This window comes from Faecalibacterium prausnitzii, assembly GCF_003287495.1.
GTDB lineage: Bacteria > Bacillota > Clostridia > Oscillospirales > Ruminococcaceae > Faecalibacterium > Faecalibacterium prausnitzii_I.
In genome coordinates this window covers 20,406-46,233 of record NZ_PRLE01000006.1, presented here as the reverse complement: position 1 = coordinate 46,233, position 25,828 = coordinate 20,406, and the positions used below count along the sequence as shown (strand labels likewise).

The window sequence follows — 25,828 nt, the reverse complement described above, 5'->3', positions numbered from 1 at the left end:
GCCCAGGAAGAACGCCCATTCCAGCCGCCATTTCTTGCTTCGGCTCATAGGCAGTCATGCTCCGGCACATCACGACCGGGCTTCTTGCCCTCTGGGGGCTTATGTTCGGCACACTCCCGTTTTGCGTCCTCCAACCGCTCACGGATGGAAGGCTTCTCCGGCGTTGTCCGCTCTGCGTACTCCTGGGCTTTTTCCAATTCCTCGCCGCGTCTGCCGTTGTTGATAACGCCGTCGATCATGCCGTAGTCATCCTCCAACGTCATTTCGACCGTGCGGAGGGGATTATCCTTTTCCGGCTGCTCCGTTGCTACCGCAAAGGCCCGTGTGCCGTTTCCCATAATAAGATACTTTCCATCATCGGAAATATGGTGGACGCCGTAACCGGCCGCCTCCATCTGCTCCCGGCTCATAGCCGTCACCTGAAAGCTGCCCCTGGGTGTTTGGATACGCTCACCAGTCTCAAAACGGTCTGGCAGATAAGCGAGGTCTTGCTTCTCTGCGGGAACAGGGAGAACAACGATATTGCCATTGATCTGCATAAATCGTTCCGGCGTTTTGAACTGTTCCATGTATTTCTGGATCAGTTCCGGGGACAGGGATGCAAAATCTTCCTCACCAAGTCCAACCACCAGGAAAGTTCCTGCTACAATATCATAAATTTCTCCGTTTTCATCCCGCAGTCCACGATTCAGTTCAAGCCCTACGAGCTTTCCTTCATCATTACAAACCAGTGCCACCGGGTCAGAATAGGGATAGGTTGCCCCAATATCACCGCCAACCTCTGCTTGCAGGGAATGAAGGTCGGAATTGATCTCCTTCACATAGGGTTCCTTCATAGGCTCCACTACAAGCACAGTCATCTTTTCCGAGGCAGCCCTCTCCGCAGCGGACAGCATTTCATCCGCATGGGACTTCTCCGGGTCCTCCAAAGCGGCCTTGACCTCCGCCGGGTCAAAATCAAGAAATTCCTCATAGCCAGAGACAAATTGTCAAGGACTTTTTAATCAAATTCACAAAAAATCCACAAAAAAGGTGCTAGAAGCACTGTATGGCTCCTGACACCTCGTTTGATAGATTACATTTTTCCGTTCAGCAGGTCTTTGCAGAGATACGCATAGTCTGGCAGCTGGTTGATATATGGCTCCCAGCGCCGCTTGATTTCGGCCAATTCCAGCGGATCGGCTGCTTCCAGCGCGTGATCGTTGCCCGTCATATACAAAACATCCATAGCAACATCATCCAAACACTTGCAGCAGAGATCGGCGGCAGATTCTATCCTGATACCGGTATCCACATAGACTGGATTTACGCCAATCGCCAGCCAGACATAGCCTACCTTGTCCGACCAGAGCAGTTCAAAATCAGGGCTTTGCCGCAGATGTTCCGCAAAGACCTCCTTTACTCGTTCAATTTCATGCTTCTCTTTTTCTGTGTAAAGCATTTTCGTGTCCTCCTTGACAAAAATTTTGGTGCGTACCATCATCAGTTTAGCACAAGGCGGCTTCGTTTATCAGTCTTTCACATCTGCTGAATTTCATTTTTGAGCATACGCTTGATTTTATCGCTCATGGTTTCTGTGCTGGTATTGCTGAAATGGACATGAACCTTGTAGGTTGTCTTACCGATTTTCTTTACCATCGCTGGCGTGTTTTCCGGCGCTCTGGACGCAGTAGCGGCGTCTGCCACCTGCATAGTACGGGGTTCTCTGTTCATGGCGCTCCTTTCTCCGAACGGGTCTGTGCCGCCCGGTAAAAAATCAGTCTTGCTTACTGTTTACAATGTCTTTTGCTGTCTGTCGGGTAGCACCGGCATTTTCTTCCCGGAAATTCTTCCCGTCAAAAAGGATCGGCGCACACCGTTCCAGAATACGGTCATAGATACGGGCGTGGGCCAGATCAGGCGGGTTTTTCAGCTCGGACAGTTTCAAGTTTGTTGTGATAATCATGGGCCTGCGGCTGCGGTAGCGGCTGTCGATGACGAAAAACATCTGCTCCATAGCATATTCGGTACTGCGCTCTACACCCAAATCGTCAATGATAAGCAAGTCATACTCATCAAAGCTGGCAATAAACTCCGACCTGTCCTCAGAGAACATCCCGGTCAGGCGGTTCAGGATGGTGGGAAAGTTCGTCATCAGCACCGGCACATCCTGGTCAAGCAAAGCATTGGCAATACATCCGGCGAAAAAAGACTTGCCGGTTCCAACATCTCCAAACAGAAGCAGGCCGGTGTTGTTCCTGTATGCCTCCTTCCAGTTCTCCACGTAGGCGCGGGCCTTGTCCATCAGAGGACTTTGGCCGTTGTCGTTGGCAAAGGTGTAGTCGTACAGATAACGGTCTTGCAAACCCTGTGCCTTTCGGCGTTTGATACGCTCCATGCGGCGCTGCCGTTCTTCAGCAGCCTTGCGCTGCTCCTCAGCCTCCCGCTGGCACTGGCAGATGCAGCGCGGCATAAAGTAGCCGGATTTCCCGAAGCATGGCACAACAGTCTGCCTCTGGCCGCCGCATTTCTTACAGTGGATGAGACCGTCTGCCGGGTCTATGTACTCGTCCCCAGCCAGTTCCACACCGGCGGCTGCCTTGTCGATCAGCGCCCGGATTTCTGCGGTAATCTCAATCATACGGTTTCATCCTCCTTTACGCTGTAATCCCGGTTGCGAGAGGGCGGGGCTGCTTTCTTCGCGTCCTCACCGGCCCAGCGCCGGATGGTCGCTGCATGGCTCTGATAACGCTTGCCGGTAGAAGCCATGTACTCGGACAGTTTTTCGATGTACTGGCCCCATACAGTGGGAAAGCTGGCCTGTAAGTCTGCCAGTTCCCCGTCCGTCAGGAAAACATTCTGGTAACGGCCATAGGCGGGGTGTCCCTTCTCTATCTCTCTCTTTATCTCTATCTCTATCTCTTTCTCTAACTCTATCTCTATCTCTGGTGGACGAATGTCGGACAAATGTCCGCCGTTTGTCCGGGGCGCAGAAAGAGACTTATTTTGGAGCCTCGCAGCCCGCTTTCGCTCAGCCTCGGTAGAGGACTGGCCGATTAAAAGTTCGATGTTGCTCATGTAGAATGTGCCGCTGTCCAGCACCTCCACAAGACCCAGCTTCAAAAAGATCTGCAAGGCTCTCTCCACAGTGCCGATCTGCTGGCGGGTAATGGTGGCGATCATCTGCGCCGTGTAGGGGATGTCCTCGTCAAGCTGGAGCCGCCCGCCATGTTTCAGCGATTTCAGATACAGCTTGAGCAGAATGTTGGAATACAGCACACCGTCCTGCATACTTTCCAGCAGCACGATGGAATCATCGTCAAAATAGTTTTCTTTGAGTTTCAGGTAATAATATTTTCGATTGTCTGACATAGGGTTCCTCCTTGGGGTTTCTCTTGGGATTCTGTACGCATTTTAAGGCCGTTTTAGGGGTCAGAGGATAAATCTATCAGCCTGCCTTTGACACCCTCGAAAAAAGCCTTGATTTACAAGGGTTTTTCAGCCCCTAAAGCGTGACATTTCTCCCGTTGTTTCCGCTTGCGCTTTGCGGCGTTGATCCGCTTCATGCGTGCGGCACATTCCGGGCAGTATTTGGCCCGGTTGGAACCGGGGGTAAACAGCGCCTCGCATACGGCGCACTTCTTCGCATTCAGCCGGTGGAACAGTGCCGTTTCCAGTTCCTTATCCTGCGGCAATACCGCCGCCCGAAACCACCTGCACAACAGGGAGTAGGAAATAGACTGGACACAGACACATTCTTCCCCATCGTCCAGGGCGATACAGTTTCCGTCGATGTAGTTACAGCACTCATGCACCAGCCTCCGCACTCTGCGGTACTGGCGGTAATCCATGACGGGGATAGGTTCAGACTTATTGTTCTTCATAAATGATTTCTTTCATAAAGCCGGCAACCTCCTCAAATGAATTTATTATTAAATATTCGTGCAAAGTATTGTTTTCTTCGTGCAAATGGCATATACTATAATTGCCAGCAGAAAGGGGTTGATCGTATGGCTGGAAATACCACAAACATCAGTATCCGCATGGACGCAGATTTGAAAGCGCAGGCGGACGCACTGTTTACTGAACTTGGCATGAACCTGACTACGGCGTTTAACATCTTTGTGCGCCAGTCGCTTCGTGAAGGCGGCATTCCCTTTGAAGTAAGGCTGGAACAGCCGAACAAAGAAACGGTTGCTGCCATGCTGGAAGCGGAAAGGATTGCAAAAGACCCGTCTGTAAAGGGCTACAATGACCTTGACGAGTTGTTTGCTGACCTGAAAAGATGAAAGAAACCAAATATACCGTCAAGTACACGACCAGTTTCAAAAAAGACTACAAACGAGCCATCAAGCGTGGCTTGAAGATCGAGCTGCTGGAGCAGGTCGTAGCGTTGCTGGCGATGGGCGAACCGCTGCCGGATAAGAACCGTGACCATGACCTGTCCGGCGATTGGGCAGGCCATCGGGAATGTCATATTCTCCCGGACTGGCTGCTTGTCTACCGCATAGAAGATGATGTTCTGGTGCTGACGCTGGCCCGCACCGGCACACACAGCGACTTGTTCGGCAAATAAACCGACTGCCGCCGTATGGGGAAACCTGTACGGCGGTTTTTCTGTGTGCAAAAGGGTGTCGTGAAACGCGACGCACCTAAAAGGAGTACGCCAAAACGCGGTAGCCCTTACCGCTCCGGTTCCCGGTCGTGAGGTTTGTCCAGTTCCTGTCGGGACAACTGCTCGGCGGTTTTGCGGAGCCGTTCCACTGCTTTCAAATCCTCCCGCATGGCTTTCATGGCAAGCGTGTCCGTCTGCTTTCCAGCGGCCAGCTGGTCAATTTCCAGCTGCCATGCCTTTGGGGTGATTGCCTCGCCGCTGTCTTTCAGTTCTTTCAGATACCGGGCCGCTGCGTCATACAGAATCAGTTCCCGGCTGTGGCGCTGTTCAAACTGTTCCCGTTTTTCCGGCTTTACTTTGGCAAACTGCTTGTGGATGGACTTGTACTGGTTGTACTGTTTCCACATCTCCCCGCGCTCGGTAAGGGTAGTGATCCGGCGCTCGGCCTTGACGATCTTTCCCCGCAGGTCATAGTAACGGCTGTTCATATCAGCGATTTTTTCATGAAGCTGCTGCATAGACTGGATGCCGTTTGCCTGTAAAAAGCTGAATAGTGCAGCGCTTTCCTGCAAAGCCCGGATTTTGCCGGTGCGGGTGCGGGGAGCGTTCAACTGCTGCTGGGCTTCCCACAAGGCGGTCAAGCTGCTTTGCTGCGTTTGTGGTTTTTCCGCTTCGTCTTTCGACCAGAGATAAAGACGGGTAATGCGGGCTTTGATTTCTTTCAGCAGCTTGTTGTCGGCGGCGATCTGCCGGTTTACTTCACCCTTGTCGGTGCGGATGCCGCGCTTTTCCATTTGGCTGGCGGCTGGCCCCAGATGGACAGAGGGAATCTTATCAATGCCCTGCCGCTTGTAGCTGCGGTGGTCTACCAGGGCGGGATGACCGGCGGCCTCCAATGCCCGGTTGGTGCAGGCCGCCCATGCCGCCCGCCAAATCTCCACATTTCCTTTGTCGTTCCAGTCGGTGGTGTCCTCCCGGTGGTTCTTCCAGCCGCCTTTCCCGTCCGGGATACGCTGGCCGTTTTCGTCCAGGTCGTATGCCTTGCGGCACTTTGCGCCCCACTGTCCATTTTCTTTCAGAGGCCGGAGCGTCAGCATGATATGGACATGAGGGTTGCCGGTTCCCTTGTCATGGATAGCAAAGTCGGCGCACATTCCTTTGTCTACAAAGTTGTCCTTCACATAGGCACGCACAAGGGCAAGCTGCTCTTCGCCGGACAGTTCACGGGGCAGGGCTGCTTCAATCTCGCGGGCAAGCTGGCTGTCCCTTGCTTTCTCGATTTGCTCCACGCTGTTCCAGAGGATAGATCGGTCTGCAAATTCCGGCGGCGCGTGGGCAGGCAGCATGATCTCCGCATGAACAATGCCGCCTTTCCGGGTGTAGTCGTGGGTCATGCCGTCCCATTCATTTGTCAGCTTGGTTCCGCTGCGGTAAGCAGCTGCGGCAACAGCAGAACGGCCTGCGCTGCGCTTGATAATACTGACGGGGATATGACAGAAATCTATGGGTGGCACCTCCTTTCGGCGGGGATATTTCAGGCTCCGTGGAGCCGAACAAACGCGAAGCGGGTGTTTGGCTGCGCGGGGCGCACAAGGGGTTTGGGGAGTGTAGCGCCCCATCGCGGACGAAGTACGCAATGCCCCCGGCAGGGCGCACAGCACCGGCAACGGTGTATAAGTGCGCCCTTGTAAACAAGGGACTTATGGCGTGTCCCCGGATTTTGGCAGGTTTGCAGTCAATTCCGCAGCCCCCGGAAGATGGGACAGGGTAATCAGAAATGCTTTGACCTCTGCGCCGGAAAGGTCAGGAGCCAACGGGAAAATCCCCTCCAAAACGGCTCCGCGCTCAATCAGGCGGCGGGTGCGAACCCTGCGTTCTTCGTTCCACTGCTTGTTCTCCAAAATCTTCTTTCGGTTTTCAAGCTGCCGAATCTCCTTCAGGACTTTCTCCCGTTCTTCTTTTTGATGGTGGGCTGTAATTTTTTCGTTCATGTCAGGCACCTCTTTTCTTTGGAAATACTCATAGATTGACCGTCCATTTCTGTCGAGCAAAGTACCGGCGCAGCCTCCGCAGTGCGGCATGGATGGATTTTCCCGCCTGTGATGGCGTGATACCCTCCATTGCGGCAATATCTTTCACTTTCATACCCAGCATATAGCGGGCATGGACACGGCGAGCCTGCATAGGCGGCAGGGAAGAAATGGCTTCGTACAATCGCCGTATCAATTCTTCGTATTCGGCTAATTCTTCTTTTTCTATCAGGTAGTCCTCCGGCGATGGCTGCGCCCAGCCGATGGCGGCATTTTCGATTCCATCGTTACAATCGAGGGAATAAAACGCCTTATACCGGAACATCTTGCGATCTCTGGCGGCCTCGGCTCTCTTGTCCAGAAGAAACGCTTCGACGATCTCATCGGACACCTCCACAAAAATGTCCTCTTTGCAAAATGGATAATATTGTTTGAGATTGATGGTCTGCATAGGCACGCCCTCACTCTGTTTGAAAAAGGTCATCATAGCAGCGGCGCATATTCCGCAGACCCCGACGGATGGAAACGCTGACCTTGCTGCTGTGGACGCCCTCTCTCCGGGAGATTTCCGGCTGCTTGATACCGGCAATGTAGTAGGCGTGAACACGGCGGGCCTGTGTCGGAGTGGCATGAGTCAGAGCCACCAGCAGAGCTGCTATCAGGTGCAGGCGGGTGGTCATTTCTTCTCGTTCCAGCAAAATATCTTCCGGCGATCTGCTGTGTTCCAGTGCGTAATTTTCCAGCCAGCTGTATGCGTCCAGAGAGTAGTAGGCGCGGTGGTAGACTTTCCGACGCTCATAGTTCTCCATCTCCCGCTGGGCCTGATACATCGCTGCCCATACCTCGTCCGTAACATCCACAAACTCGTCATGCCGGTAGTGGGGATACATCCACCGCAGATTGATTGTTTTCATAGGCTTACCTCCTGAAAATCGGAGAGGCGGGCAGCTCGTCCGCTGTCCGCCCCTCGCTGAGATAAGGGAAATGATCCCTTTCACTTGGTAGCCAGAAAACAGGTCATTCGTTAAGCCTGTTCTCAAAGAAATTTATAAATTTTTTTCTGACCGCCTCCACACTTTGATACACAGCCACTTTGGAGCAGCCGCACAGCACACCGATCTCTGCAAGGCTCAGCCCGTCAAGCGCATAGAGCAGGAACCGGCGGCGCTGAGCCTCGGTACAGGTGTCCAGAACCGCCATCAGCTCATGCAGCGTTTCCATGCGGCAAAGGTATTCTTCCGGCGTTTCACCGTAGGCTCCTACACCCTCGGTGGTAATGATGTACTCGTCAAACTCCCGGCCATCCCAATGCCGCCGCTGTTCATGAAACAGGTTCTCCGTTTTGTGATCGGCCCGGTCAAGAAATTCATAGACTTCCAGCGTGACCTCCACGGCCACAACTTGTCCGTTATAATTGATGGTAACTTCCATCTGCCTTTCCTCCATTCAGATTTTTTGGGTAAATCTGAATGAGGCGGCGGGGAGCGGCACCGGGGATAAAGTTCGGGCCATGCTGACCCGATGTTCCGGCTCCATAAGGACAAAAAAGCGCCCGGACGGCATAAAGCCATACGAGCGTAATAGAGTATATTTTGTTGTTCAGTTACATGGTATAGTGCATACTGCTGACCGCATTGCTCCGCTGCTGGGAACAGGCTTTTTTTAGCTGGTGCAGATCACGGGCACTGTGAAAAAAGGCAAAAATAGACACGGCGGCAATCCTCCTATGTGCCGCCGTGGATTTACACGGTGTTAGGTCGTCGTTGGTTTAGGATAAACGAAAAGAAACGGCGGCTCTGCAAATCAAAGCCGCCGCTTCATAGGCGCGTGGAAATGTGTCTGCTTTACGACGGCTTTTTTTCTTTTGCCGTCGTCCGGCAGAATGTTACTCCATATTCAATTCAATGCTTCCAGTGAAATTTTCACATTCAATGCCGATATAGTTTCCACCTTCAGGGAGTGTAATTGTATCACTATATGTTCCGGTTGTTTCAAGCAAAGTGACTTCTTCATCAGCTTCAGAAATCCAAAATACTTTTGCAGTTCCATCCGTAACCTCCAGCGCGCAGTCAATAGACAGATCCTTACCCGCTTCACGCTTTATGGAAGTTCCGCCGAACAAATACTCTGTATCTGAAAAATCCTCATAGTTGGCTGTATAGCTTCCTGTATAATCATCAATTCCTTTTTCTTTCGTACCTTGTAAGGATGAATTTCCGGTAAGTGCTATGGAACCAGCAGACTGAACAATATTGTTATACTGATCGAGAACTTCATCTTTTGTACAACCGGAAAGCACAGAAGCGCCCAACAGTATCAAGCATAATGATAGAACTATTTTCTTCACAGGTATCACCTTCCTTTCCTGCGTACAGCACGCTTTCCTTTTCCCTTGGAATTTGCCTGTTTACGGGATTTTATTTCTTTTTTGTTACTGGACATCAGTAACAACAGCACCGCCCAGAGAACCATGATGCCAACCCCAATGACTGCCAGCAAAGGATTCGGGGCTGTGGTTGTTCCGGCATATCCACTCATGTCAAAGCCCACTAAAATCAGCGCAGCAGAAAACGGATAGATGCTGGCAAGGATACCGCCTTTGAAGAACAGCATGCTATATCCAAGGAAAAACGCCAGAATGGAACCTCCCAGATATGCCCCTCGGATCTGCCCAAAAATCAAGATCAGCGGCATACAGACCAAATAGGTCGTCAGAGCTGCCAACACGATCTGTGTACCTCCATGAAAAAACACTTCCACTGTCAGTCCCGATAATCCAACCGTCAATCCAGTAATCAAGGTAACGCCAACGCTGTATATTCCCAGCAGGACTGCAAAAATCCCGACCCAAAAGAGCTTAGCTCCCAGCATTTTCGGCATGGAAACAGGAATTGTCATGATGTTTTTCAGCGTATCATGGGTGGATTCTCTGTCAATCAGCCAGCTGCCAATCATCACCAGTGAAATCGGAAAAAACATCTGCGTATTGCCCCAGACAACATTCTCAAACAGAGTGGAAAAATCATAGTTTGGATTTCGGTACTCCGCCTCCACAATCAGCTGGCTCCCATATTGCACCAACGGACAGAGTGCAAGCGCCACCAGCCCCACCCAAAGTATTTGGCACCGGCGTAGCTTGAGCAATTCTGCTTTTAATAAATCCCACATAATTACACCCCCTTAGATTTCCTGGCGCCGGTAAACCAACGCAATCAGCGCAAGAAATACAACGGCTTCCACAACAATCACACCGAACACCTGAACACCATTCAGAAAATACGGACTGATCCGTTCCAACAAGTCTGCCAATTCCGCACTGGTCTGGCTTTGGTCATAAAATTGGAAGGTCCAGCGGAAAGCCAGCGGTCCCGGAAACAGGGTTCCGATATTCAAACCAAAAGGCTGTGTGAGGAACGCATCGCTCATCGAAAGGATATAATTTGCAGTCGTATAGAAAAAGGTAATCACGACCGACACGATATAGTTTTTATTAAGAAGAACAACGAGCAGGATACATGGAAGTGCGCCTACCCACATAATCAGCCCTTCTTCTATCCCAACGCCAAACAAGATCCAAAACCCAACCGGCTCCCAGCCCTGAAACAGCAAAACCGCAAGATTTACCAATCCTCCAACTGCCATAAAGCCAACGGCAAACAATAGCAAAACCAGCATCTTGGACAGCACCAACTTGGTTCTGTTTATCGGTATGGTAACAAGGTTTTTTAGTGTGTCATTGTCCAGCTCCTCAAACAGCAGATTGGAAGCCAGTATCACAAGGAGCGGCATCAAAAGCAAATAAGCACTGAGCTGGAACAGGCTGGACATCACTCCATTTACAGCATCCACATCAGTGTTTACATCTGCCAGAAAGAAAGCATAAGCCAATGGCATGAAAACAGAAAGCAGCAGAGAAATAAATACCAAGGGCTTCCGTTTTAATTTCAAAAATTCGCATTTGATTAGTTTAAGCAATTCCTTCGCCCCCTGTCACACGCTTGAAGTAATCTTCAAGACTTTCTTCACAAGTATGCGCCTCCGATACCTCCAATCCGTTTTCTACAAAGGCAGTTACAATTTTCCCCACAGGCAGATCAAGGTTGTGCAGGCGCAGATTGTGGTCGTCCTGTATGGAAAAATGGTTTTCATGGAAATTGCGTTCCAAAATTCTTGCCGCCTGTGCAGTATCAGAGAGTGTAAACCGGATATGCTTACTGCTTTTTTGCTCCAGTTCAGCAAGGCTTTCTTCTTCCAGCAATGCGCCGTGATCGATAATTCCAATATCGTCAGCCAGCAGGGAAATCTCCGAAAGAATGTGACTGGAAATCAAAATGGTTTTTCCTCTTGCGTCGCAAAGCTCCCGAATAAAAGAGCGTACTTCTGCAATACCGATAGGATCGAGACCGTTGATCGGTTCATCCAAAATCAAAAGTTCTGGATCGTGCATAACGGCAAGGGCGATGGCAAGCCGCTGCTTCATACCAAGAGAATACTGAGAAAAGAGTTTTTTATCTTTGTAGGGAAGTCCTACCAAATCCAGAGCATCTTTGATGGCATGATTGTTTGGTACACCCCGCAGAGTAGCAAAAATACGCAGGTTTTCTGTGCCGGTCAGATTGGGATAAAAACCGGGGGACTCAATCAAGCTGCCGATACGGGGCAGCAATTTCTTTTCATTCCCCTGTAAAGACTTTCCCCAGATTTTGACCTCTCCGGAAGTCGGCTTCGTTAAGCCCAACAGCATTTTCATGGTAGTGGTTTTTCCGGCTCCGTTTCTGCCAAGCAGACCATAAATTCTCCCACGCTTCACATGGATATTTAAGTCAGCCACACTCTTTTGCGAGCCATATTGCTTCGTCAGATTTTTTGTTTCAATGATGTAATTTGTATCCATATTCAAAACCTCCTGTTCTGTAAGGTATTCTATCACGCCAACCTTGCATTAACCTTGCCGCAACCTTGCATTAACCTTGCAATTTGAAATCCGGCAAAAATGACAAAGGTTCCCGCCATAAAGACGGGAACCCGCTTAAATCTCCAAAGGAAAAAGCAACATAAATTCAGTTCCTTTTCCCGGCAAACTTTCAACTGTTATACTCCCACCCATCTTTTCTACAAGCTGATGGACAATAGAAAGACCAAGTCCGCTGCCTTTTTCAGAGCGTCCTTTGTCACACTTATAGAGCCGTTCAAAAATGTGTTTCAAATCTTCCTTCTCAATTCCCACTCCATTATCCGCCAGCAGCAGCTCCATGTTATTTTCCTTCTTTGACAGGGCAATTTTGATTTTGTCTGCATGGCTGTGAGCAATTACATTTTGAATGAGATTGTTGACGATCCTCATATAGCTGTCCATATCCAATCTTACCCGGACAGGCTGTTCGGGAATATCGATGTCATACTCAACCTGTTTATCCTCAAAAATCGGTATCCAGTCAATGAGGATATTTCTTGTCAGCTCTGCGGCCTCAACGCTCTGGATCTCCAAAGCAAACTCGTTTGAATTTAACTTGAACCAGTCAAAGAGTACATCAATATATTCTTTCAGATCATGGGCTTTCCGGCGGGCGGTTTCAATATAATCATCCCGGTCTTTTCCTGTGACCAGTCCTTTGTGTGCAGCGTCAAGATACCCAATCAGAGTAGTAAGGGGCGTTCGCACATCGTGGGAAAGGCTCGTCATAAGCTGGCGGTTGGTTTCTTCTGTCTGCCGTACAGTTGAAAGTCTGCTTTCATAGGCCACAACGATCTCGTTGATTTCATAGGCAAGAGGTGCTGTCAGTTCATTTGTTGCAGATAGAATACGCCGGTTGCCATTTCCGTCTTTCACATCAACCAGTGCATCGGTCATTTCTGCGATTTGCTTTTTTACGCGCCGAATGAGAACGATGGAAGTCAATACAGCCACAACAGCAATCACAATGGACAAGAATACGATAATTTCCATGCTGACTACACCTCCTTATTAAACCGGTAGCCAATCCCTTTGACCGTTTGTATATACTTTGGGCTTGAAGGATTGACTTCTAATTTTTTACGAAGTCGGCTGATAATCGCCATAATGTTACTGTCATCATAGAAATATTCTTCGCCCCAAACTTCCTCATAAATCTGCTGTTTTGTCAAAATTTTCCCTTGATGCTTTGCACAGTACAGGAGCAAATCAAATTCCTTTGGTGGAAGTTCAAAAGTGCCATTTTCCGTCGTAACAGAACGATTTTCAAGGTCAATTTGCAATCCATCAAAATCCAGTTTTTGCACAGCTCCGGCTTGATGATTAAAACGGGTGTAGCGGCGAATGAGGGACGCAATACGGGCAATCAGTTCGTCCATATCAAACGGTTTTGTCAGATAATCGTCCGCCCCGGCTCGTAAGCCCCGCACTTTAGAAATGCTGTCATTTTTGGATGTGAACATCAAAATCGGCAGGCTGTTCTCTTTGCGGATTTCTTCCAGCGTTTCAAAGCCATCCATACCGGGCATCATCACATCCAGCACTACAAGCTGGTATTCCTGCTCTTTTAATTTCTGTAAACCCTCTTTTCCAGTATTACAAAAATCAGCTTCTATGTTTTCTGCTTGTACGCTGCGTTTAATCAAAGCACACAGTTCTCTGTCATCATCTATAATCAGGATTTTATTCATGGCGCAACTCCTTCCCTTGTTTTGTCCTTCCGTCAATCGGCTTTTCTGTGTTCTTTGGGATCAGCCAAACACCAGCCATCTTCACAGCGCCGGGGATGCGCCCTCCGGCGCAATAATAATTTACCCTACGAGGTGTCACGCCCCACTTTTCGGCGGCCTCTTTCAATGTCATATAGTCCATTTCGCACCTCCACAGAGTACATTATAGTTCTCTTTCTCGAACAATGCAAGGAACGAAATGTGAATTATAAACTTCAACCAACCTGCATATAGCAACATTCCACGGACAAAGTATGAATTATACAATGTAACTGGGTGATGTTATATGGCGAAAGTTGAAGATTGTCCCGGTTTTGAAACCTTCGGTGCAGATGTCAAAGCCGCACGAGAGGCAAAGCGTTTGGCACGAAAAACATTGGCAGAAATGGTTGGGATTGAATGGCGGTATCTTGCCAACATTGAGAATCAAGGTGCGATTCCGAGCCTGCCTGTGATGATCCAGTTGATTAAGGTCTGCGGACTTCCCGTAGAGCGATATTTTAACCCGGAGATCATGCGGGAAGAAAGCGCACAGCGGCAGCGGGTCAGCCACAAGCTGAAGCTCTGTCCTGAACAATACCTGCCGATTATCGAAGGTGCCATAGACGGGGCGCTCAAAATGGAACAGACTGCGAAGCAGAAGGAGGACGCATAATCGCGGCCTCCTTCTGGCATTTCTATATCAAGGTTCCCGGCACTTTTCCAAAAGTTCCCGACACCTCTGCTGGATTTCTCCGGTTTCTGTCACAGTCAGCTCGCGGTCATTTCCGGTAATCTTATCTTCCAGAAAGTTAGCGTATGTACTCAACAAAGCGTTCCGTAAATCCTCCGGGGTTTTCTGTATCTCGGCGCTGTACCAGTCATTCCGGTGGGGCTCCCATGCCATCAATGTATAACCGTGGCTGGTCTGAACCACCTCATACAAAGGGTCATCATCCAGATATGCCTGAAACACTTTCAAAACCTTTTCAAAGGTCAGCATTTCCCGCACCTCCCATTCAGCTGCAAATCAGTTCCCTGATTAAAATTTCCTCAATCTGTGCCGTTAATGTGTTCATCAGCCCCACCCAACGCATAGGGTGACAGGCTTTCAGTTCTTCCGTGACACCCGCAACTTCCATCATGTGAGGCAACATGGTTTCCACACGCCCCTGTGCTGTCCGCTCAATCTCTAACAGGTGTGGATACAGCTTCTCGCTCATCAGCAGATGGTTGTAGAGAATGGGGCGATGTTCCTTTAGGTAGGATTTTCGCATTCTGCCGTACTTGCCGATAGAAGTTTCCGGCTGTTCAGAAAGTTTTAGGTTGGGTATATCATAATCTCCACAACGAATGTAAGTCAACTTACTCATATTCATTCTCCTTTGCTTCGTGATGATTAGACTGCTGCGCTGGCTGCTATGCTGCCTTTGCGTGGTTCTTCTTTCGGCAGCTGTCCGACAGTAGAAAAAACGCCTTTTTTCATATCCTCAGCCCGGATCAGGGCTTTCTTAGCGTCCATTTCCGCTTTTTTCTTCGCCTTGATTTTGTCCTCATACCGTTTCTGTGCGCCGCTGGCTTTCCGCTTCAAATAATTCTGATGAAGCCTGTCCTTGCGTTCTTCTTTTTTCCGCAGTTCTTCCTGTTCCTCCGGGGTTAAAGGAACCGGCTGTAAGGATGGTGGGATATAGCGTCCTAAAAAATTGAAGTAGATTTCAATTTCCTGCGTGGTGTCCTGACTGCCTTTTCGGGCGCGTTCGTGGACAAGGATTTTCTCTACAAACTCATTGAGCATGGTGTTTGTCAGCGTGTCAAAATTCTCGTATTTATCAATCAGGGCTATAAATTTCTCCGCTGATTTCTGGCTTTGCTCGTAGCCGGTAACAGCCTTTTCCAGCTCCGCAATTTCAATCTCAAGTGCGTCCTGCTCTTTGGCATACTGTGCATCAAGCGCCCTATATCGTGCATCCGGCAGCTTGCCGAGGACATTGTCCTCATAGATTTTGCAAATCAGTTTTTCCAGTTCTCCGGCTCTCTTTTGAGCAGCGGCCAGACGCCTGCGCTTTTTCGCTATATCGGCACTCTGTTGGGCAACCTGCGTTTCCTGAACGGTGTGAATAAATTCCGTCCGGTCATTTTTGGAATATTCAGCGATAGCCCGGAGCGTGTCGGAAACCAATGTCAGAACAGCACTCTCATTGATACGGTGTTGTGTATGGCATAGTGTCCCACACGGAACTTTGGTATAATTGGAACAGGTATATTGAGAAATCCTCTTGCCATTGTTGGTGCGGTGGACATACATCTTGCCGCCGCAATCGGCACAATAGAGCAATCCTGTGAGGGGAGCCGCTTCGCCCCAGCCGTTTGGATAACGCCGTACATTGCTGCGGATTTTCTGCGCCAAATCAAAGGTCTGCTGGTCGATAATGGCTTCATGGGTATTCTCAAAGATCGTCCATTCGTCCTCAGAAACATAGTGGCTTTTCTTATCCTTAAAGTGCTTGCGGGTCTTGAAATTGATGGTATGCCCTAAATACTCTCGTTTTTTCAAAATGTTCACGATGGTAGATGATCCCCATCCATAGGGGTCTTTGACCGGCTTTGAACGGTTCACACCCTCGTTGAAGCGGGCAAGGTGTACGACAGGAATTTCAATCCGGTCTGTGGATAATTTGCAGGCGATCTGATAAGGCCCATATCCCTCCAGCGTGAGGGAGAAGATACGGCGTACCACTTCGGCAGCTTCCTCATCTACCAGCCAATGCTCCCGTTTTTCGTCCCATAAGTAGCCGTAAATCACAGTGCCGGTCAGGTGCTTGCCACTCATGCCTTTTGACTTAAAAACAGAGCGGATTTTCCGGCTGGTATCACGGGCGTAAAATTCATTCATAATGTTGCGGAACGGGGTAAAATCGTCATCGCCTTTCAGGCTGTCCACACCGTCGTTGATGGCAATCAGACGAACGCCTCGCTGCCGCAAAACCTCCATAACTTGACCGACCTTCAGATAGTCGCGTCCTAACCGGCTCATGTCCTTGATGACGATTGCCTCTACACGCCCTGCCTCCACTTCCTCCATCATTGCCAAAAATCCGGGGCGGTCAAAACGGGTGCCTGAGATACCATCATCGGTGAAGTGCGTAGGGTTGGGCAGCCTGTTCCGGCGGGCAAAATCCTCTAACATCTGTTTTTGGTTGGATATGGAGTTGCTCTCGCCCTGTAACTCATCGTCCCGGCTCAGGCGCTCGTACAGTGGGGTAATTTTTTCATTTCTCATGGCTGTACCTCCTGAAACAAAAATGCTCTAAGTGATTGCTTCACTAACCATGACAAAATCATGATTAAGAAGTCACTTAGAGCATATATCACCCGCCGCCATTTTGAATTTGCGGTACTGCTTCACGGCGAAGTGGTCCGGCTCCCGTTCTTCCAACTGAGAAAAGAGCAGGTCCACCGGGCTTTGATAAGTCTCGTCATCCTCTCTGGCTTCACTGGCATTGATCAGGTCCAGAAGCGTGATGAAGTTCTTTTCTTCCTCCGTGGCCTCGTACCAGATGTAGCCGATCAGTGCGGAATAATAGAGGCGTTCTGCTTTGACCCAGAAATCTTCCGAAGATTTTTCTCCTTCGCCCTTCGTGTTCATAATCAGTGCGTTCACCAGCTTTAAGATATCTTTCTCTGACCGAATGTAAGCCAGTGGATTGTATTTCATGGATTTTCGGAAGTTTATCAGGTTGAGGCATTTGATACGGTATTTCTTCCGCTCCAGGAAAGTGCCGATCTCCGGCAGCAAGGTTCCTTTCGGATCAGTGCAGACATAGGACGAATGAGCTTGCAGCAGCGACGGCTTACAGAAGAACCGCGTCTTGCCGCTGCCGGAACCGCCGATCACCAGAATGTTTTTATTTCTGGCATACTTCGGCTGCTTTGGACGGCTCGCCATCGTAATCCGTTCCGTCTGCGTCATGGGGATGTTCTGGAAAAAGTCCTTGTCCATGTAGGGAGCGATATCTGCCGCCGTACCCCAGCGGGCAGAACCATACTCGATCCCGTGGCGATACTTCTTAGCGTTCTTGCCTTTCAGGTAGACCGCCATGCGAAGGACCACCGCACCGGCTATACCGATCAGCAGGTCCGTGGGATGGAAACTGAGCCACGGGGAGGAAAGGGCTGCCGTGAAGCCGTCCCCAATGGAGAGCAGCTTGTCGGAGAGGTCAGCGCCGGGCGCAAGCCGAAAAGCCTGTGCCAGCTTATCGAAGGGATACACGAACAGGAGATACGGAAGGTTCAGCAAAAACATTTTTTTCATGTTCATCTCTGCACGCTCCGATCTTTGACCTTTACTTTCTCCCGGTCAATGGTGCGGTGTTCCGTTTTCTCCGCCGCCTGTTCCTTCGCCTGGGTCAGCCGCTCCCGGATGGAGGGCTTTTTCTCACGGCTCATTTTGCGGCTGGCAAACTCCTGAAATGCCGCTGTGATGGCATCCGCGTCCCGGCTTTTGAAAAAGACCAGGTAACGGGGCTGCTCTGCGGCGGTATCTTTCTTCAAGGCAAAATCCACATGGTATTTTTTCGCCACACGGGAGAAAGCCTTGATATTCTTGTCACTGATCTCGATATTGGCAAGACCGGCGTTCTGGCTGGCAAGCTGTTTAAGGCTCTGCCTGCCGCGGTAGATTTTGGGCTTCTGGCTTTTCTGGATTTCCTCCAGGAATTTTTTGACGGCTTTTTCAAAGACTTGCTCGCTTAGCTTGGCTCCGTCAACAATGAGCGTTACGGCGCCCCGCGTTACTTCCTCTTGCATTTAGCCTCGCCCCCTTTGCCCGTCCCCGTACATATCGTGCTGCACCAGGGAAGAATAGTAGCTGTTGATGGTGGTCGGGGCGTTATACAGCGCCGCCAGAAGGTATTTCTTGATATTGCGGACATAGGTGGTGTTGTCCTTCATACAGTCCATGACATACTGAACATGGGAACTGTCCAGCTTCATAAACCGGGACTTTACCACCTCCGCCGGATAATCGTCTCCGGCGATGCGGATGACTTTGCGGGCAGAACACACGGTATCCACGATCAGGTCAACGATCTCGTCAAGCTGCTCACGGTCGATATGATTGTCCTGCACCAGATAGCTGTACTCGATGTTATCCAAAATCACTTCACGATAACATTCTCTGGCTCCCATCCGATCCATTCCCATCCTTGCCCCTGCGGGGGTAGGGGGATTTGATTGGATAGGATTTGATATCTCCGTACTTGATAAATCAGTCTTTGTTTGATTAGTATTTAATTGTGCGGGGTTTTCCGTACACGGTTCCGCCGTATCCGGGATACCCATATCCGGGTTTTCCGTATATGGCTTTGCCGTACCCGGTAAAGGCGTACCTGGGCTTGACGGCGGTTCGCACTGAGGCATTTCGTAAATGACATACTCGGTATCCGTGATCTTGCCTTTTTCATCCCGAAGCTGGGTGCGCCGGATATACCCGTGGTTTTCCAGCTCCTTCAATGCCGCACCGATGCTGTCCACACCTTCCCGGCAGATCGCCGCAAGACCTCTGGTGGTGTAATTCCACTCGTCAGGGAGCGACAACATCATGGACAGCAGCCCTTTGGATTTCAGGGTCAGCGTCCGATCTTTCAAGTGATGGTTTGACATGACCGTATAATCACGGGTCTTTTCAATACGAAAAACAGCCATCTTCGCACCTCCTTCCTGTGAAAATAAAAAGTGTTGATTTTGAGCGGTTTATCCGTCTGTATGCCTCCGTTTTCTCCTGCATGGGAAAACATCCACGCCCTGTTCAGAACGCAAGCCACAGAGGAAGAAACAGAAGATATCCCACTGATTTTGATACATTTGGGGGACGGCTACCTCTCACGGTCTTTATGGTCATAGTAGAGGTCGCCGGAAAGCACCTTCGCATGGCTACGGATTTTGATGTGCCCCTGTTCCTGATTCTCCAAAGCCTTGCTGTATCCGGCGTCAGTCAGGAACAGGCGCATTTTCTCACCTTTCCAGCCAACAGGCGAGTCATGGGTAAGAACATCAAAGACGATCATGTGTCTGGTTGCCGGGTCAAAACGCTCCAAAGCCATAATGTCATGGCCGGATAACTTCTGCGCCCCGGATTGCTGTCTGGCTTCTGCCAGCATTTCTCCGATGGTGCGGGCTTTCTCCGGCAGACGGTATTCGGCCTGCACTTTGCGGATCAAATCCATGCACTCCTGATCCGACAGGGGACAGAGCTTGTCCAGAAGGCCTTCCGCCGTTTCTTTCGTTGCCGGGTTCGGCGCATAGCGCCATGTCATGTAAATCTCATTCAGGGCGGCGTTCTGATTGGTACTTTCAATCTGAAACACCATCCTCATTTCTGCTTCTGTCAGTTTCATTGCCAGCCTCCTTCAAAAATGGGTATAAAAAAACGCCATAGGTTTTTTGAGCCTACGGCGTTTCTTGCAATATTCACAATTCCAAACTTTCCAGCCACTCGTCAAAAGATTTCTTGGAAACGCGGATCGCATTTCCTATGCGGACGATCCTGAACTCCTCCTGCTTGACGAGCTGATATGCGGTCGTGCGGCCGATATTGAGCATGGCCGCAATCTGTTCCACGGTGTATGTGCGCGGTTCCGGCAGTGACTTTTTCTCTTTCTTGTTCATAGTAACCTCCATGTATTTGCCTTGTCATTTTAACTAAGGGAATGAAGAATGGCAGTAGCAATCAACTTTGGCGGGATGGCCTCTTGCTAAGAATTTGCTAATAGGACCACCCAACGGACGCATAAAACTGCGTCAGAATAGGTGTTTTGCACCATAAAGTTCGTTTACTACAAGTCATTCTGTGTAAGGGATGATATTGGAAGTTACATCCGAACCGTGTATCACATGGTAAGCCATACTCCTAAGCGAAAGGCCAGCGGTTCGAATCCGCTCAGGGACATCTCACAAAAAGCGCAAAGGTTGTTTTCCAAGCGGAAACAAAGCCTTTGCGCTTTTTTGATCTGTGATTTTAAGATAAAATATTTGACATTTCTGTACGGCTGCGGTATGCTATGCGGTGGCAAATAAAAAGAGAATCATCAGAATGCTGGAGGGGCCTTGTGCTGAGAGGGCTTACACCCGACTCCCTGCACCTGATCCGGGTAATACCGGCGTAGGAAAAGCATTTCTGTCGCTTTTTACAACGGGCCGCCGCGCCTGCTGGCAAAAGGGATGCTTTTCCTGGACGAAAAGCATTCCTTTTGTTTTGTACAAAAATGGAAAAGAAGGAACGACTATGGAAACCGAAAACTGCTGTACCGGCTGCAACCGCCCGGACCTGCCCTGGGCGGGCCGCGGCACGGAGCTGCCCATTGCGGGCTGCCGCTTTACCCTGTACCCCATGTCGGACAAGTACATCGAGATCATTCTGGGCTCGCTGGAAAAGACGAATACCTCTGCGGTGTGGAGTGAGACGGATGCCCTTTCGACCGTTTACCGCGGCAAGCTGCCCTATGTGGCGGACGCCGTGCAGGCACTGTTCCTGAACGCTTACCGCCCCGGCGTCCACATGGCGCTGGAGGGGCAGTTCTCCAAGGGCTGCCCGGGCGATGTGTCCGGCGACAGCGTGCTGAACCGTGAGGGCGAGGCCCCTAATGCGGCACTGGTGAAAGACATCCACTTCCCGGTCCACTGCAAGCTGGCCCTGTACCCGCTGGGGGATGCCCAGTACATCGACGAGATCGCCAAGGTGTGGTACATGGCGCAGGACGAGGGCCTGAACCCCAAGACCATCCACTATGCCACCCGCATCGACGGCGACGTGCAGGATGTGTTCACCTACCTGACCCATGTCTGTGAGCTGATGGAGAACGCCCCGGCGGTCCACCACTATGTCCTGCACTTTACCATGAACTGCAACAGCCCGACGGAGGAAAACTAAAATGAATACGAAAAACTGGAAACTGAAAGACGTTCTGCTCATTGCCATCAGCGCTGTGCTGTTCGGTGTGGTCTATCTGGGCTGCACTTACATTGGCGGCGTTCTGTACGGGATGCTGACCCCGTTCGGCATGGCCTCTCTGGGCTATGAGCCGTTCTACGGCATCTACTTCATGGCCGGTGCGTTCGGCATCTATGTCATGCGCAAGCCCGGCACCGGCCTCATCGCCGAGCTGCTGGCCGCTGTGCTGGAGTGCCTGTACGGCAACTATTTTGGACCCATCATCATCCTGTCCGGCCTGGTGCAGGGCCTTGGCTTTGAGCTCATCATTGCCCTGAAACACTACAAGAAGTTTGACCGGATGACCATGATCGAGGGCGCTGTCATCTGCTCGGTCCTGACCCTGATCTACAACCTGTTCATCAGCGGCTACAACAAAATTGCTATCCCTGTGCTGGCCATCATGCTGGTGGTGCGCATCATCAGCGCCATCGTCTTTGACGGTTTCATCACCCCGATGCTGGCCGACGGCCTCGTCAAGGCAGGTGTCCTGAAAGGCTATGCCGTGGCACAGGCACAGGACGCTGACCTGGAGGATTAAGAAATGTCGGCCAACACCGCGTTGGAGCTGGAAGATGCCGTGTTCCGCTATCAGGAAAAAGGCAAACGCAACATTCTGGACCATACCAGCCTGAGCATCCCGGCCGGGACGCTCACGGTCCTGATGGGCGGCAGCGGCTGCGGCAAAAGCACGCTGGCCGCGGTAGCCGCAGGGCTGTACCCGGAAAACGGTGGTTTTCTGGAGAGCGGAACCATCCGGCTGTACGGGCAGGACCTGAAAACGCTGGACCCGCAGAAACGGGCCGCTTACCTGACGGTGCTGTTCCAGAACCCGGACCTGCAGTTCTGTATGAACACCCTGCGGGAGGAGATGCGCTTCTGTCTGGAGAACATCCGCGTCCCTGCCGGGGAGATGGATGCCCGGATCGACCGGGCCGCCGCGGAGCTGGGCATTGCGCCGCTGCTGGATCGGACTCTTTCCACCCTGTCCGGCGGCGAGAAGCAGAAAGCGGCCCTTTCCTGCCTCTACGTTATGGAGAGCCGCTGCATCCTGCTGGATGAAAGCTTTGCCAACCTGGACCACGAGGCGGCAGCCCAGCTGCTGGAAATGCTGCTGAGGATGAAAACTTCTGGCCGGACGATTCTGGCCATCGACCATAAGGCAGACCTCTGGCTGGAAGCGGCGGATGAGATCATCCTGCTGGAAGAGGGCGGCAAAGTAGCCGCCCGGGGCATCCACTGCAAAAATCTGCCGGAACACCGCACGGACTTTGAGCGGCTGGGCCTGTTTTACCCGGGCTCCCGGCCGGAGCGAGCGGCCCGCCCGGTGGCAGAGGGCAAGCCGCTTTTGCAGTTCCGGGGTGTCAGCATCCGCAAGGGGCTGCCCACCCGCCGCAAGTGGGGCCGCACGGTGTACGACGCACCCTTTCTGGTGCAGAATGTGGACGCGGATTTCCCGGCGGGCTGTATGACGGCAGTTCTCGGCCCCAGCGGCACCGGCAAAACCACGACCTTTCTCTCGGTGCTCAAGCAGCACCCCTACACGGGGCGGATCCTGTTTCAGGGCCGGGACATTGCAAAAATGAAGTCGAAAGAGCTGTACCGCCACATCGGCATCGTGTTCCAAAACCCGGCCAACCAGTTCGTCACCCAGAATGTGGAGGACGAGGTCTGTGTTGGTCTGCGGCTCTGGGAGCCGGGCCTCTCGGACGAGGCCTGCCGCCAGCGGGCCGAAGAGCTGCTGGATCGCTACGGACTGAAACGGCAGCGGCGGTACTCGCCCTACATGCTTAGCCAGGGCCAGCAGAGGCGGCTGGCGGTTCTTTCGGTGCTGGCAGGCGGGCAGGAACTGCTATTGCTGGACGAACCCACCTACGGCCAGGATGCCCGCTCAGTAAACGCCATCATGGAGCACCTGCGGGAAAAAGTGGAGCAGGAGGGGCTGACGGTCATCTTCATCACCCACGATACCGAGCTGGCTGCGGCCTGGGCCGATAAAATCTACCGGCTGGAAGATACCGCGCTGGTGGAAAAATCCGCAGAGGAGGTGCTGTAAATGCTGGAACGCTGGAACCCCACCGTAAAGGCATTTACGGTGCTGATCTGTGTCATTCTGCTCTCGTTTGAGTATCTGGTCAGCCTGAACCTGCTGGTGCTGGCCGTCTGCCTGCTGCTGTTGATGTTCTGCTCCCGGGTAAGTCTGAAAAAGATCGGCGTCATCCTGCTGCCGGCCTGCATTGCGGCGTTCGGCCTGTTTGTGACGGGCCTTTACTACGCCCGGGGCGGCAGCACGCAGACCATGGATCTGAGCAGCCTTTCGGCCATGCCTTACAGTGTGCGCGCGGCCCTGTCGCAAAACCTGTACACGGCGCTGCAGCTGGCCACCCGTCTGCTGGCCTACGCCGGGCTGGGCATCCTGTTTGCACTTTCCACCGAGGGGGACTTCTTCATTGCCAGCCTGCTGCACCAGTGCCACCTCCCGCCCAAGTTTGCCTATGGCATCCTGGCGGCGTTCCACCTGATGCCGGGGATGGCGCGGGAGTATGCCCAGGTGCGCACGGCCTTTGCGGCGCGCGGCCTGAAAGCGGGCCCGCTCTCGATGAAGCCGGTCTTCACCATGCTGGTCAACAGCGTCCGCTGGTCGGAGTCCATCGCCATGGCCATGGAGTCCAAGGGCTTTTGCGGGGATGCGCCGCGTACCTATTATACGGTACCACGGGTGCACTGGTATGACCTGGCCGCCGCGGCGCTCATGGTGGGCGGCGTGGTGCTGGGAATGCTGTTTTTAAAGTACTGAGCGGGTTTTCCACCGTGCTCTACTGTGCGCCTGCACAAAATGCGGGCGCACTTTTTGTTGCAACCTGCCAAGAAATCTGGAGAAATGTTGATTCACAACAGGGGATGTGATAGACTGAAACCGCTGATGATTGGGAGGTAAATGAAATGAGCGCAACGTATAAACAGACTCCGTCTCCCCAGGAAACACAGTTTGCAGGCGTACTGCAGATGGGTGTGCAGGAGCTGCGGGATTATGTAGAAACCGCTTTGCAGGAAAACCCGGTGTTTGAGCTGTCCGACCCGGGCGAAGAGATGCTGGAAGACCCGAATTTTGCCCGGAAACGGGAGTGGCTGGAGGCCGGCGACTGGCAGGATTCTTACTATCAGGGCCAGGACGAGGAAGACGGCAGCCGGGACCCGCTTTCCCGGATGGGATATTATCTGAGCGATGAGAACGACCTCTCCCGCTTTGTGCTTTCGCAGTTTATCGGCACGAAGCTGGAGCCGGAGGTGCTGCAGGCCGTGGAGCTGCTCTGTGACCGGCTGGACGATGACGGTTTTCTCAGCGAGGACCCCGCCGAGCTGGCCGCATCGCTGGGCGTCAGCGACGCGGTGATCTCCCGTGCCCTGACGGAGCTGCAGGCTGCCGACCCGGCGGGCGTGGGTGCCCGGGACCGGACCGAGTGCCTGAGTTTGCAGATCGAGCGGCACGCAGGCGACCACCGGCTGGCAAGGATCATCGTGGAACAGTTCATGGATGAGCTGGCCGAGAACGGCTATGGTGCCATCAGCCGGAAGACGGGGGCCTCCGAGGCTCTGGTGCGGGAGGAGTGCGACCTGATCCGCTCCCTGAACCCCCGCCCGGGTACTGGTTTCAGCCGCCGGGAGAACCTGAGTTATGTCACGCCCGATGTCCTGGTGCTGCCCGGGGAAGACGAGGAGCTGGAAGTGCAGGTGAACGGCGGCGGTCTGCCCCCGCTGGATCTCAGCGTGTATTACAGCAACCTGCTGCTCGAGACGCCGGATGAAGAGGTGCGCCTCTATCTTTCGGAGAAGCTGAACCAGGCCCGCAGCATCGTGGAAAACATCAACGGGCGGCAGGCGCTGCTGGAGCGCTGTGCCAAAAAGATCGTGGCGGAGCAGGAAGAATTCTTCCGCAAAGGCCACGGCTACCTCCGCCCGCTGGAGCTGCAGCAGGCAGCCGACGCGCTGGGAGTATCCAAAGAATGGATTCGCTGCGCGGTAAAGGACAAGTATCTGCAGTGCCCGCAGGGCATCTACCCCATGAGCTGGTTCTTTACCCGGGAGAGTATGAGTGATGAATGAGAATTTAAAGAAAAAACTGATCGAATATACTGCTGAAAATGCCTTTGTCCAGGCCTGCGGCATTGAGATCTGGGAGCTGGAGGAAGACCACGCCGTGATGGGCACCACCGCCCGCCCGGAGCTGCTTAACCCCATGGGGATGCTGCACGGCGGCCTGCTGTTTACGCTGGCGGACTGCTGCAGCGGCGTTACCGCCCGGACCGATGGCCGCACTTATGTGACCCAAACCGGCAGCCTGAATTACTACCGGAACATCCACGAGGGTCAGGTCTACGCGGTGGGCAAAGTGCAGCACCGGGGCCGCACCGTGTGCACCGTGCTGGTGGAGATCTACGTGAAAGAAACGCAGAAACTGCTGGCAGCGGGAACATTCTCCATGTTTGCAACGCAGAACTGAATGAACAGATACTGGATCGGGGCAAACTGGAAAGTATCCTGCGGGAATGGCTG

General features: G+C 52.0%; 34 protein-coding genes, 1 pseudogene and 1 riboswitch. Of the genes and pseudogenes, 9 read left to right on the top strand and 26 right to left on the bottom strand.

Annotated features, from left to right (window positions below; all coding sequences use genetic code 11):
* Nucleotides 1-44: 44 nt before the first annotated feature.
* The 6 genes from C4N22_RS10675 to C4N22_RS10650 all read right to left on the bottom strand — a co-directional run bounded on the left by C4N22_RS10675 (nt 45) and on the right by C4N22_RS10650 (nt 3,863).
* Nucleotides 45-896 (bottom strand): DUF3846 domain-containing protein, encoded by an 852-nt coding sequence (locus tag C4N22_RS10675; protein ID WP_431602986.1) that lies wholly within the window; start codon nt 894-896, stop codon nt 45-47.
* A 179-nt stretch (nt 897-1,075) separates the two neighbouring features.
* Nucleotides 1,076-1,441 (bottom strand): hypothetical protein, encoded by a 366-nt coding sequence (locus C4N22_RS10670; protein ID WP_112148961.1) that lies wholly within the window; start codon nt 1,439-1,441, stop codon nt 1,076-1,078.
* Between the two features lie 77 nt (nt 1,442-1,518).
* A complete protein-coding gene (locus tag C4N22_RS10665; RefSeq protein ID WP_005924807.1) occupies nt 1,519-1,692 on the bottom strand; it encodes a transposon-encoded TnpW family protein in 174 nt (57 codons plus the stop codon).
* A 64-nt stretch (nt 1,693-1,756) separates the two neighbouring features.
* The gene (locus tag C4N22_RS10660) at nt 1,757-2,620 is read right to left on the bottom strand and encodes an ATP-binding protein (protein WP_112148960.1); all 864 of its coding nucleotides are present in this window, start codon (nt 2,618-2,620) and stop codon (nt 1,757-1,759) included.
* Complete coding sequence (locus C4N22_RS10655; protein ID WP_112148959.1) at nt 2,617-3,351, bottom strand: phage replisome organizer N-terminal domain-containing protein; 735 nt, start codon at nt 3,349-3,351, stop codon at nt 2,617-2,619. The genes C4N22_RS10660 and C4N22_RS10655 overlap by 4 nt, the downstream gene beginning before the upstream one ends.
* 113 nt (nt 3,352-3,464) lie before the next feature.
* Entirely contained in the window at nt 3,465-3,863 is a 399-nt protein-coding gene (locus tag C4N22_RS10650; RefSeq protein ID WP_112148958.1) for a cysteine-rich VLP domain-containing protein, read from the bottom strand.
* A gap of 126 nt (nt 3,864-3,989) precedes the next feature.
* Here C4N22_RS10650 and C4N22_RS10645 point away from each other — a divergent pair, with 126 nt between their 5' ends.
* Nucleotides 3,990-4,268 (top strand): type II toxin-antitoxin system RelB/DinJ family antitoxin, encoded by a 279-nt coding sequence (locus tag C4N22_RS10645; RefSeq protein ID WP_005924829.1) that lies wholly within the window; start codon nt 3,990-3,992, stop codon nt 4,266-4,268.
* A complete protein-coding gene (locus tag C4N22_RS10640; RefSeq protein WP_002596328.1) occupies nt 4,265-4,555 on the top strand; it encodes a type II toxin-antitoxin system YafQ family toxin in 291 nt (96 codons plus the stop codon). Before C4N22_RS10645 ends, C4N22_RS10640 begins: the two co-directional genes overlap by 4 nt.
* A gap of 107 nt (nt 4,556-4,662) precedes the next feature.
* Here C4N22_RS10640 and mobQ read toward each other — a convergent pair whose 3' ends face one another.
* The 12 genes from mobQ to C4N22_RS10580 form a co-directional block, all read right to left on the bottom strand.
* On the bottom strand, nt 4,663-6,108 hold the full coding sequence (mobQ, locus tag C4N22_RS10635; RefSeq protein WP_112091013.1) for a MobQ family relaxase: 1,446 nt from the start codon (nt 6,106-6,108) through the stop codon (nt 4,663-4,665).
* Nucleotides 6,109-6,294: 186 nt separating this feature from the next.
* Complete coding sequence (locus C4N22_RS10630) at nt 6,295-6,585, bottom strand: DUF3847 domain-containing protein (RefSeq protein WP_112091014.1); 291 nt, start codon at nt 6,583-6,585, stop codon at nt 6,295-6,297.
* A gap of 28 nt (nt 6,586-6,613) precedes the next feature.
* Entirely contained in the window at nt 6,614-7,075 is a 462-nt protein-coding gene (locus C4N22_RS10625; protein WP_009296689.1) for an RNA polymerase sigma factor, read from the bottom strand.
* A 10-nt stretch (nt 7,076-7,085) separates the two neighbouring features.
* Nucleotides 7,086-7,538 (bottom strand): sigma-24 (feci), encoded by a 453-nt coding sequence (locus C4N22_RS10620; protein ID WP_014080229.1) that lies wholly within the window; start codon nt 7,536-7,538, stop codon nt 7,086-7,088.
* A 103-nt stretch (nt 7,539-7,641) separates the two neighbouring features.
* Nucleotides 7,642-8,055, bottom strand: coding sequence for an RNA polymerase sigma factor (locus tag C4N22_RS10615; RefSeq protein WP_014080230.1), 414 nt, complete (start codon nt 8,053-8,055; stop codon nt 7,642-7,644).
* Nucleotides 8,056-8,509: 454 nt separating this feature from the next.
* Nucleotides 8,510-8,971, bottom strand: a complete 462-nt coding sequence (locus C4N22_RS10610) for a hypothetical protein (protein WP_044024973.1) — start codon at nt 8,969-8,971, stop codon at nt 8,510-8,512.
* A gap of 5 nt (nt 8,972-8,976) precedes the next feature.
* Nucleotides 8,977-9,792, bottom strand: coding sequence for an ABC transporter permease (locus tag C4N22_RS10605; protein WP_014080233.1), 816 nt, complete (start codon nt 9,790-9,792; stop codon nt 8,977-8,979).
* A gap of 12 nt (nt 9,793-9,804) precedes the next feature.
* The gene (locus C4N22_RS10600; protein WP_014080234.1) at nt 9,805-10,599 is read right to left on the bottom strand and encodes an ABC transporter permease; all 795 of its coding nucleotides are present in this window, start codon (nt 10,597-10,599) and stop codon (nt 9,805-9,807) included.
* Entirely contained in the window at nt 10,592-11,518 is a 927-nt protein-coding gene (locus tag C4N22_RS10595; RefSeq protein WP_007860248.1) for an ABC transporter ATP-binding protein, read from the bottom strand. Before C4N22_RS10595 ends, C4N22_RS10600 begins: the two co-directional genes overlap by 8 nt.
* Nucleotides 11,519-11,653: 135 nt before the next feature.
* Entirely contained in the window at nt 11,654-12,571 is a 918-nt protein-coding gene (locus tag C4N22_RS10590) for a sensor histidine kinase (protein WP_014080235.1), read from the bottom strand.
* 5 nt (nt 12,572-12,576) lie between these two features.
* The gene (locus tag C4N22_RS10585) at nt 12,577-13,269 is read right to left on the bottom strand and encodes a response regulator transcription factor (RefSeq protein ID WP_002594745.1); all 693 of its coding nucleotides are present in this window, start codon (nt 13,267-13,269) and stop codon (nt 12,577-12,579) included.
* Complete coding sequence (locus C4N22_RS10580; RefSeq protein ID WP_014080236.1) at nt 13,262-13,450, bottom strand: helix-turn-helix domain-containing protein; 189 nt, start codon at nt 13,448-13,450, stop codon at nt 13,262-13,264. Before C4N22_RS10580 ends, C4N22_RS10585 begins: the two co-directional genes overlap by 8 nt.
* A 144-nt stretch (nt 13,451-13,594) precedes the next feature.
* Between C4N22_RS10580 and C4N22_RS10575 the strand changes: the two genes are divergently transcribed.
* The gene (locus C4N22_RS10575; protein ID WP_014080237.1) at nt 13,595-13,963 is read left to right on the top strand and encodes a helix-turn-helix transcriptional regulator; all 369 of its coding nucleotides are present in this window, start codon (nt 13,595-13,597) and stop codon (nt 13,961-13,963) included.
* Nucleotides 13,964-13,990: 27 nt separating this feature from the next.
* Here the strand turns inward: C4N22_RS10575 and C4N22_RS10570 are convergent, their stop codons facing one another.
* The 8 genes and pseudogenes from C4N22_RS10570 to C4N22_RS10535 form a co-directional block, all read right to left on the bottom strand.
* Entirely contained in the window at nt 13,991-14,290 is a 300-nt protein-coding gene (locus tag C4N22_RS10570) for a hypothetical protein (protein WP_069432577.1), read from the bottom strand.
* A 16-nt stretch (nt 14,291-14,306) separates the two neighbouring features.
* The gene (locus C4N22_RS10565; protein WP_014080239.1) at nt 14,307-14,660 is read right to left on the bottom strand and encodes a TnpV protein; all 354 of its coding nucleotides are present in this window, start codon (nt 14,658-14,660) and stop codon (nt 14,307-14,309) included.
* A 26-nt stretch (nt 14,661-14,686) separates the two neighbouring features.
* Nucleotides 14,687-16,567, bottom strand: a complete 1,881-nt coding sequence (locus C4N22_RS10560) for a recombinase family protein (RefSeq protein WP_112148957.1) — start codon at nt 16,565-16,567, stop codon at nt 14,687-14,689.
* 90 nt (nt 16,568-16,657) lie between these two features.
* Nucleotides 16,658-17,605: pseudogene (locus C4N22_RS10555) on the bottom strand (type IV secretory system conjugative DNA transfer family protein); the annotation flags it as partial.
* A complete protein-coding gene (locus tag C4N22_RS10550) occupies nt 17,602-18,093 on the bottom strand; it encodes a PcfB family protein (protein ID WP_112148955.1) in 492 nt (163 codons plus the stop codon). The gene C4N22_RS10550 and the pseudogene C4N22_RS10555, both read right to left, overlap by 4 nt.
* A complete protein-coding gene (locus C4N22_RS10545; RefSeq protein WP_112148954.1) occupies nt 18,094-18,990 on the bottom strand; it encodes a DUF6017 domain-containing protein in 897 nt (298 codons plus the stop codon).
* A 170-nt stretch (nt 18,991-19,160) separates the two neighbouring features.
* Nucleotides 19,161-19,475 carry a DUF5720 family protein gene (locus C4N22_RS13185; protein WP_347476110.1) on the bottom strand — a complete coding sequence of 105 codons (315 nt, stop codon included), beginning with the start codon at nt 19,473-19,475 and terminating at the stop codon, nt 19,161-19,163.
* Nucleotides 19,476-19,755: 280 nt separating this feature from the next.
* Entirely contained in the window at nt 19,756-19,953 is a 198-nt protein-coding gene (locus C4N22_RS10535) for a helix-turn-helix domain-containing protein (protein WP_202030884.1), read from the bottom strand.
* Nucleotides 19,954-20,372: 419 nt separating this feature from the next.
* Nucleotides 20,373-20,471, top strand: a riboswitch (TPP riboswitch).
* A 98-nt stretch (nt 20,472-20,569) separates the two neighbouring features.
* Between C4N22_RS10535 and C4N22_RS10530 the strand changes: the two genes are divergently transcribed.
* The 6 genes from C4N22_RS10530 (at nt 20,570) to C4N22_RS10505 (ending at nt 25,775) form a co-directional block, all read left to right on the top strand.
* Complete coding sequence (locus C4N22_RS10530; protein WP_022256110.1) at nt 20,570-21,214, top strand: YkoF family thiamine/hydroxymethylpyrimidine-binding protein; 645 nt, start codon at nt 20,570-20,572, stop codon at nt 21,212-21,214.
* A 1-nt stretch (nt 21,215) separates the two neighbouring features.
* Nucleotides 21,216-21,815: an ECF transporter S component gene (locus C4N22_RS10525; protein WP_112148951.1), complete on the top strand. Its 600-nt coding sequence runs from the start codon at nt 21,216-21,218 to the stop codon at nt 21,813-21,815.
* Nucleotides 21,816-21,818: 3 nt separating this feature from the next.
* Complete coding sequence (locus C4N22_RS10520; RefSeq protein WP_112148950.1) at nt 21,819-23,330, top strand: ABC transporter ATP-binding protein; 1,512 nt, start codon at nt 21,819-21,821, stop codon at nt 23,328-23,330.
* Complete coding sequence (locus tag C4N22_RS10515; protein ID WP_112148949.1) at nt 23,331-24,071, top strand: energy-coupling factor transporter transmembrane component T family protein; 741 nt, start codon at nt 23,331-23,333, stop codon at nt 24,069-24,071. It abuts the gene before it with no gap.
* Nucleotides 24,072-24,217: 146 nt separating this feature from the next.
* The gene (locus tag C4N22_RS10510) at nt 24,218-25,378 is read left to right on the top strand and encodes an RNA polymerase sigma-54 factor (protein WP_112148948.1); all 1,161 of its coding nucleotides are present in this window, start codon (nt 24,218-24,220) and stop codon (nt 25,376-25,378) included.
* Nucleotides 25,371-25,775, top strand: coding sequence for a PaaI family thioesterase (locus C4N22_RS10505; protein WP_112148947.1), 405 nt, complete (start codon nt 25,371-25,373; stop codon nt 25,773-25,775). Before C4N22_RS10510 ends, C4N22_RS10505 begins: the two co-directional genes overlap by 8 nt.
* Nucleotides 25,776-25,828 lie beyond the last annotated feature (53 nt).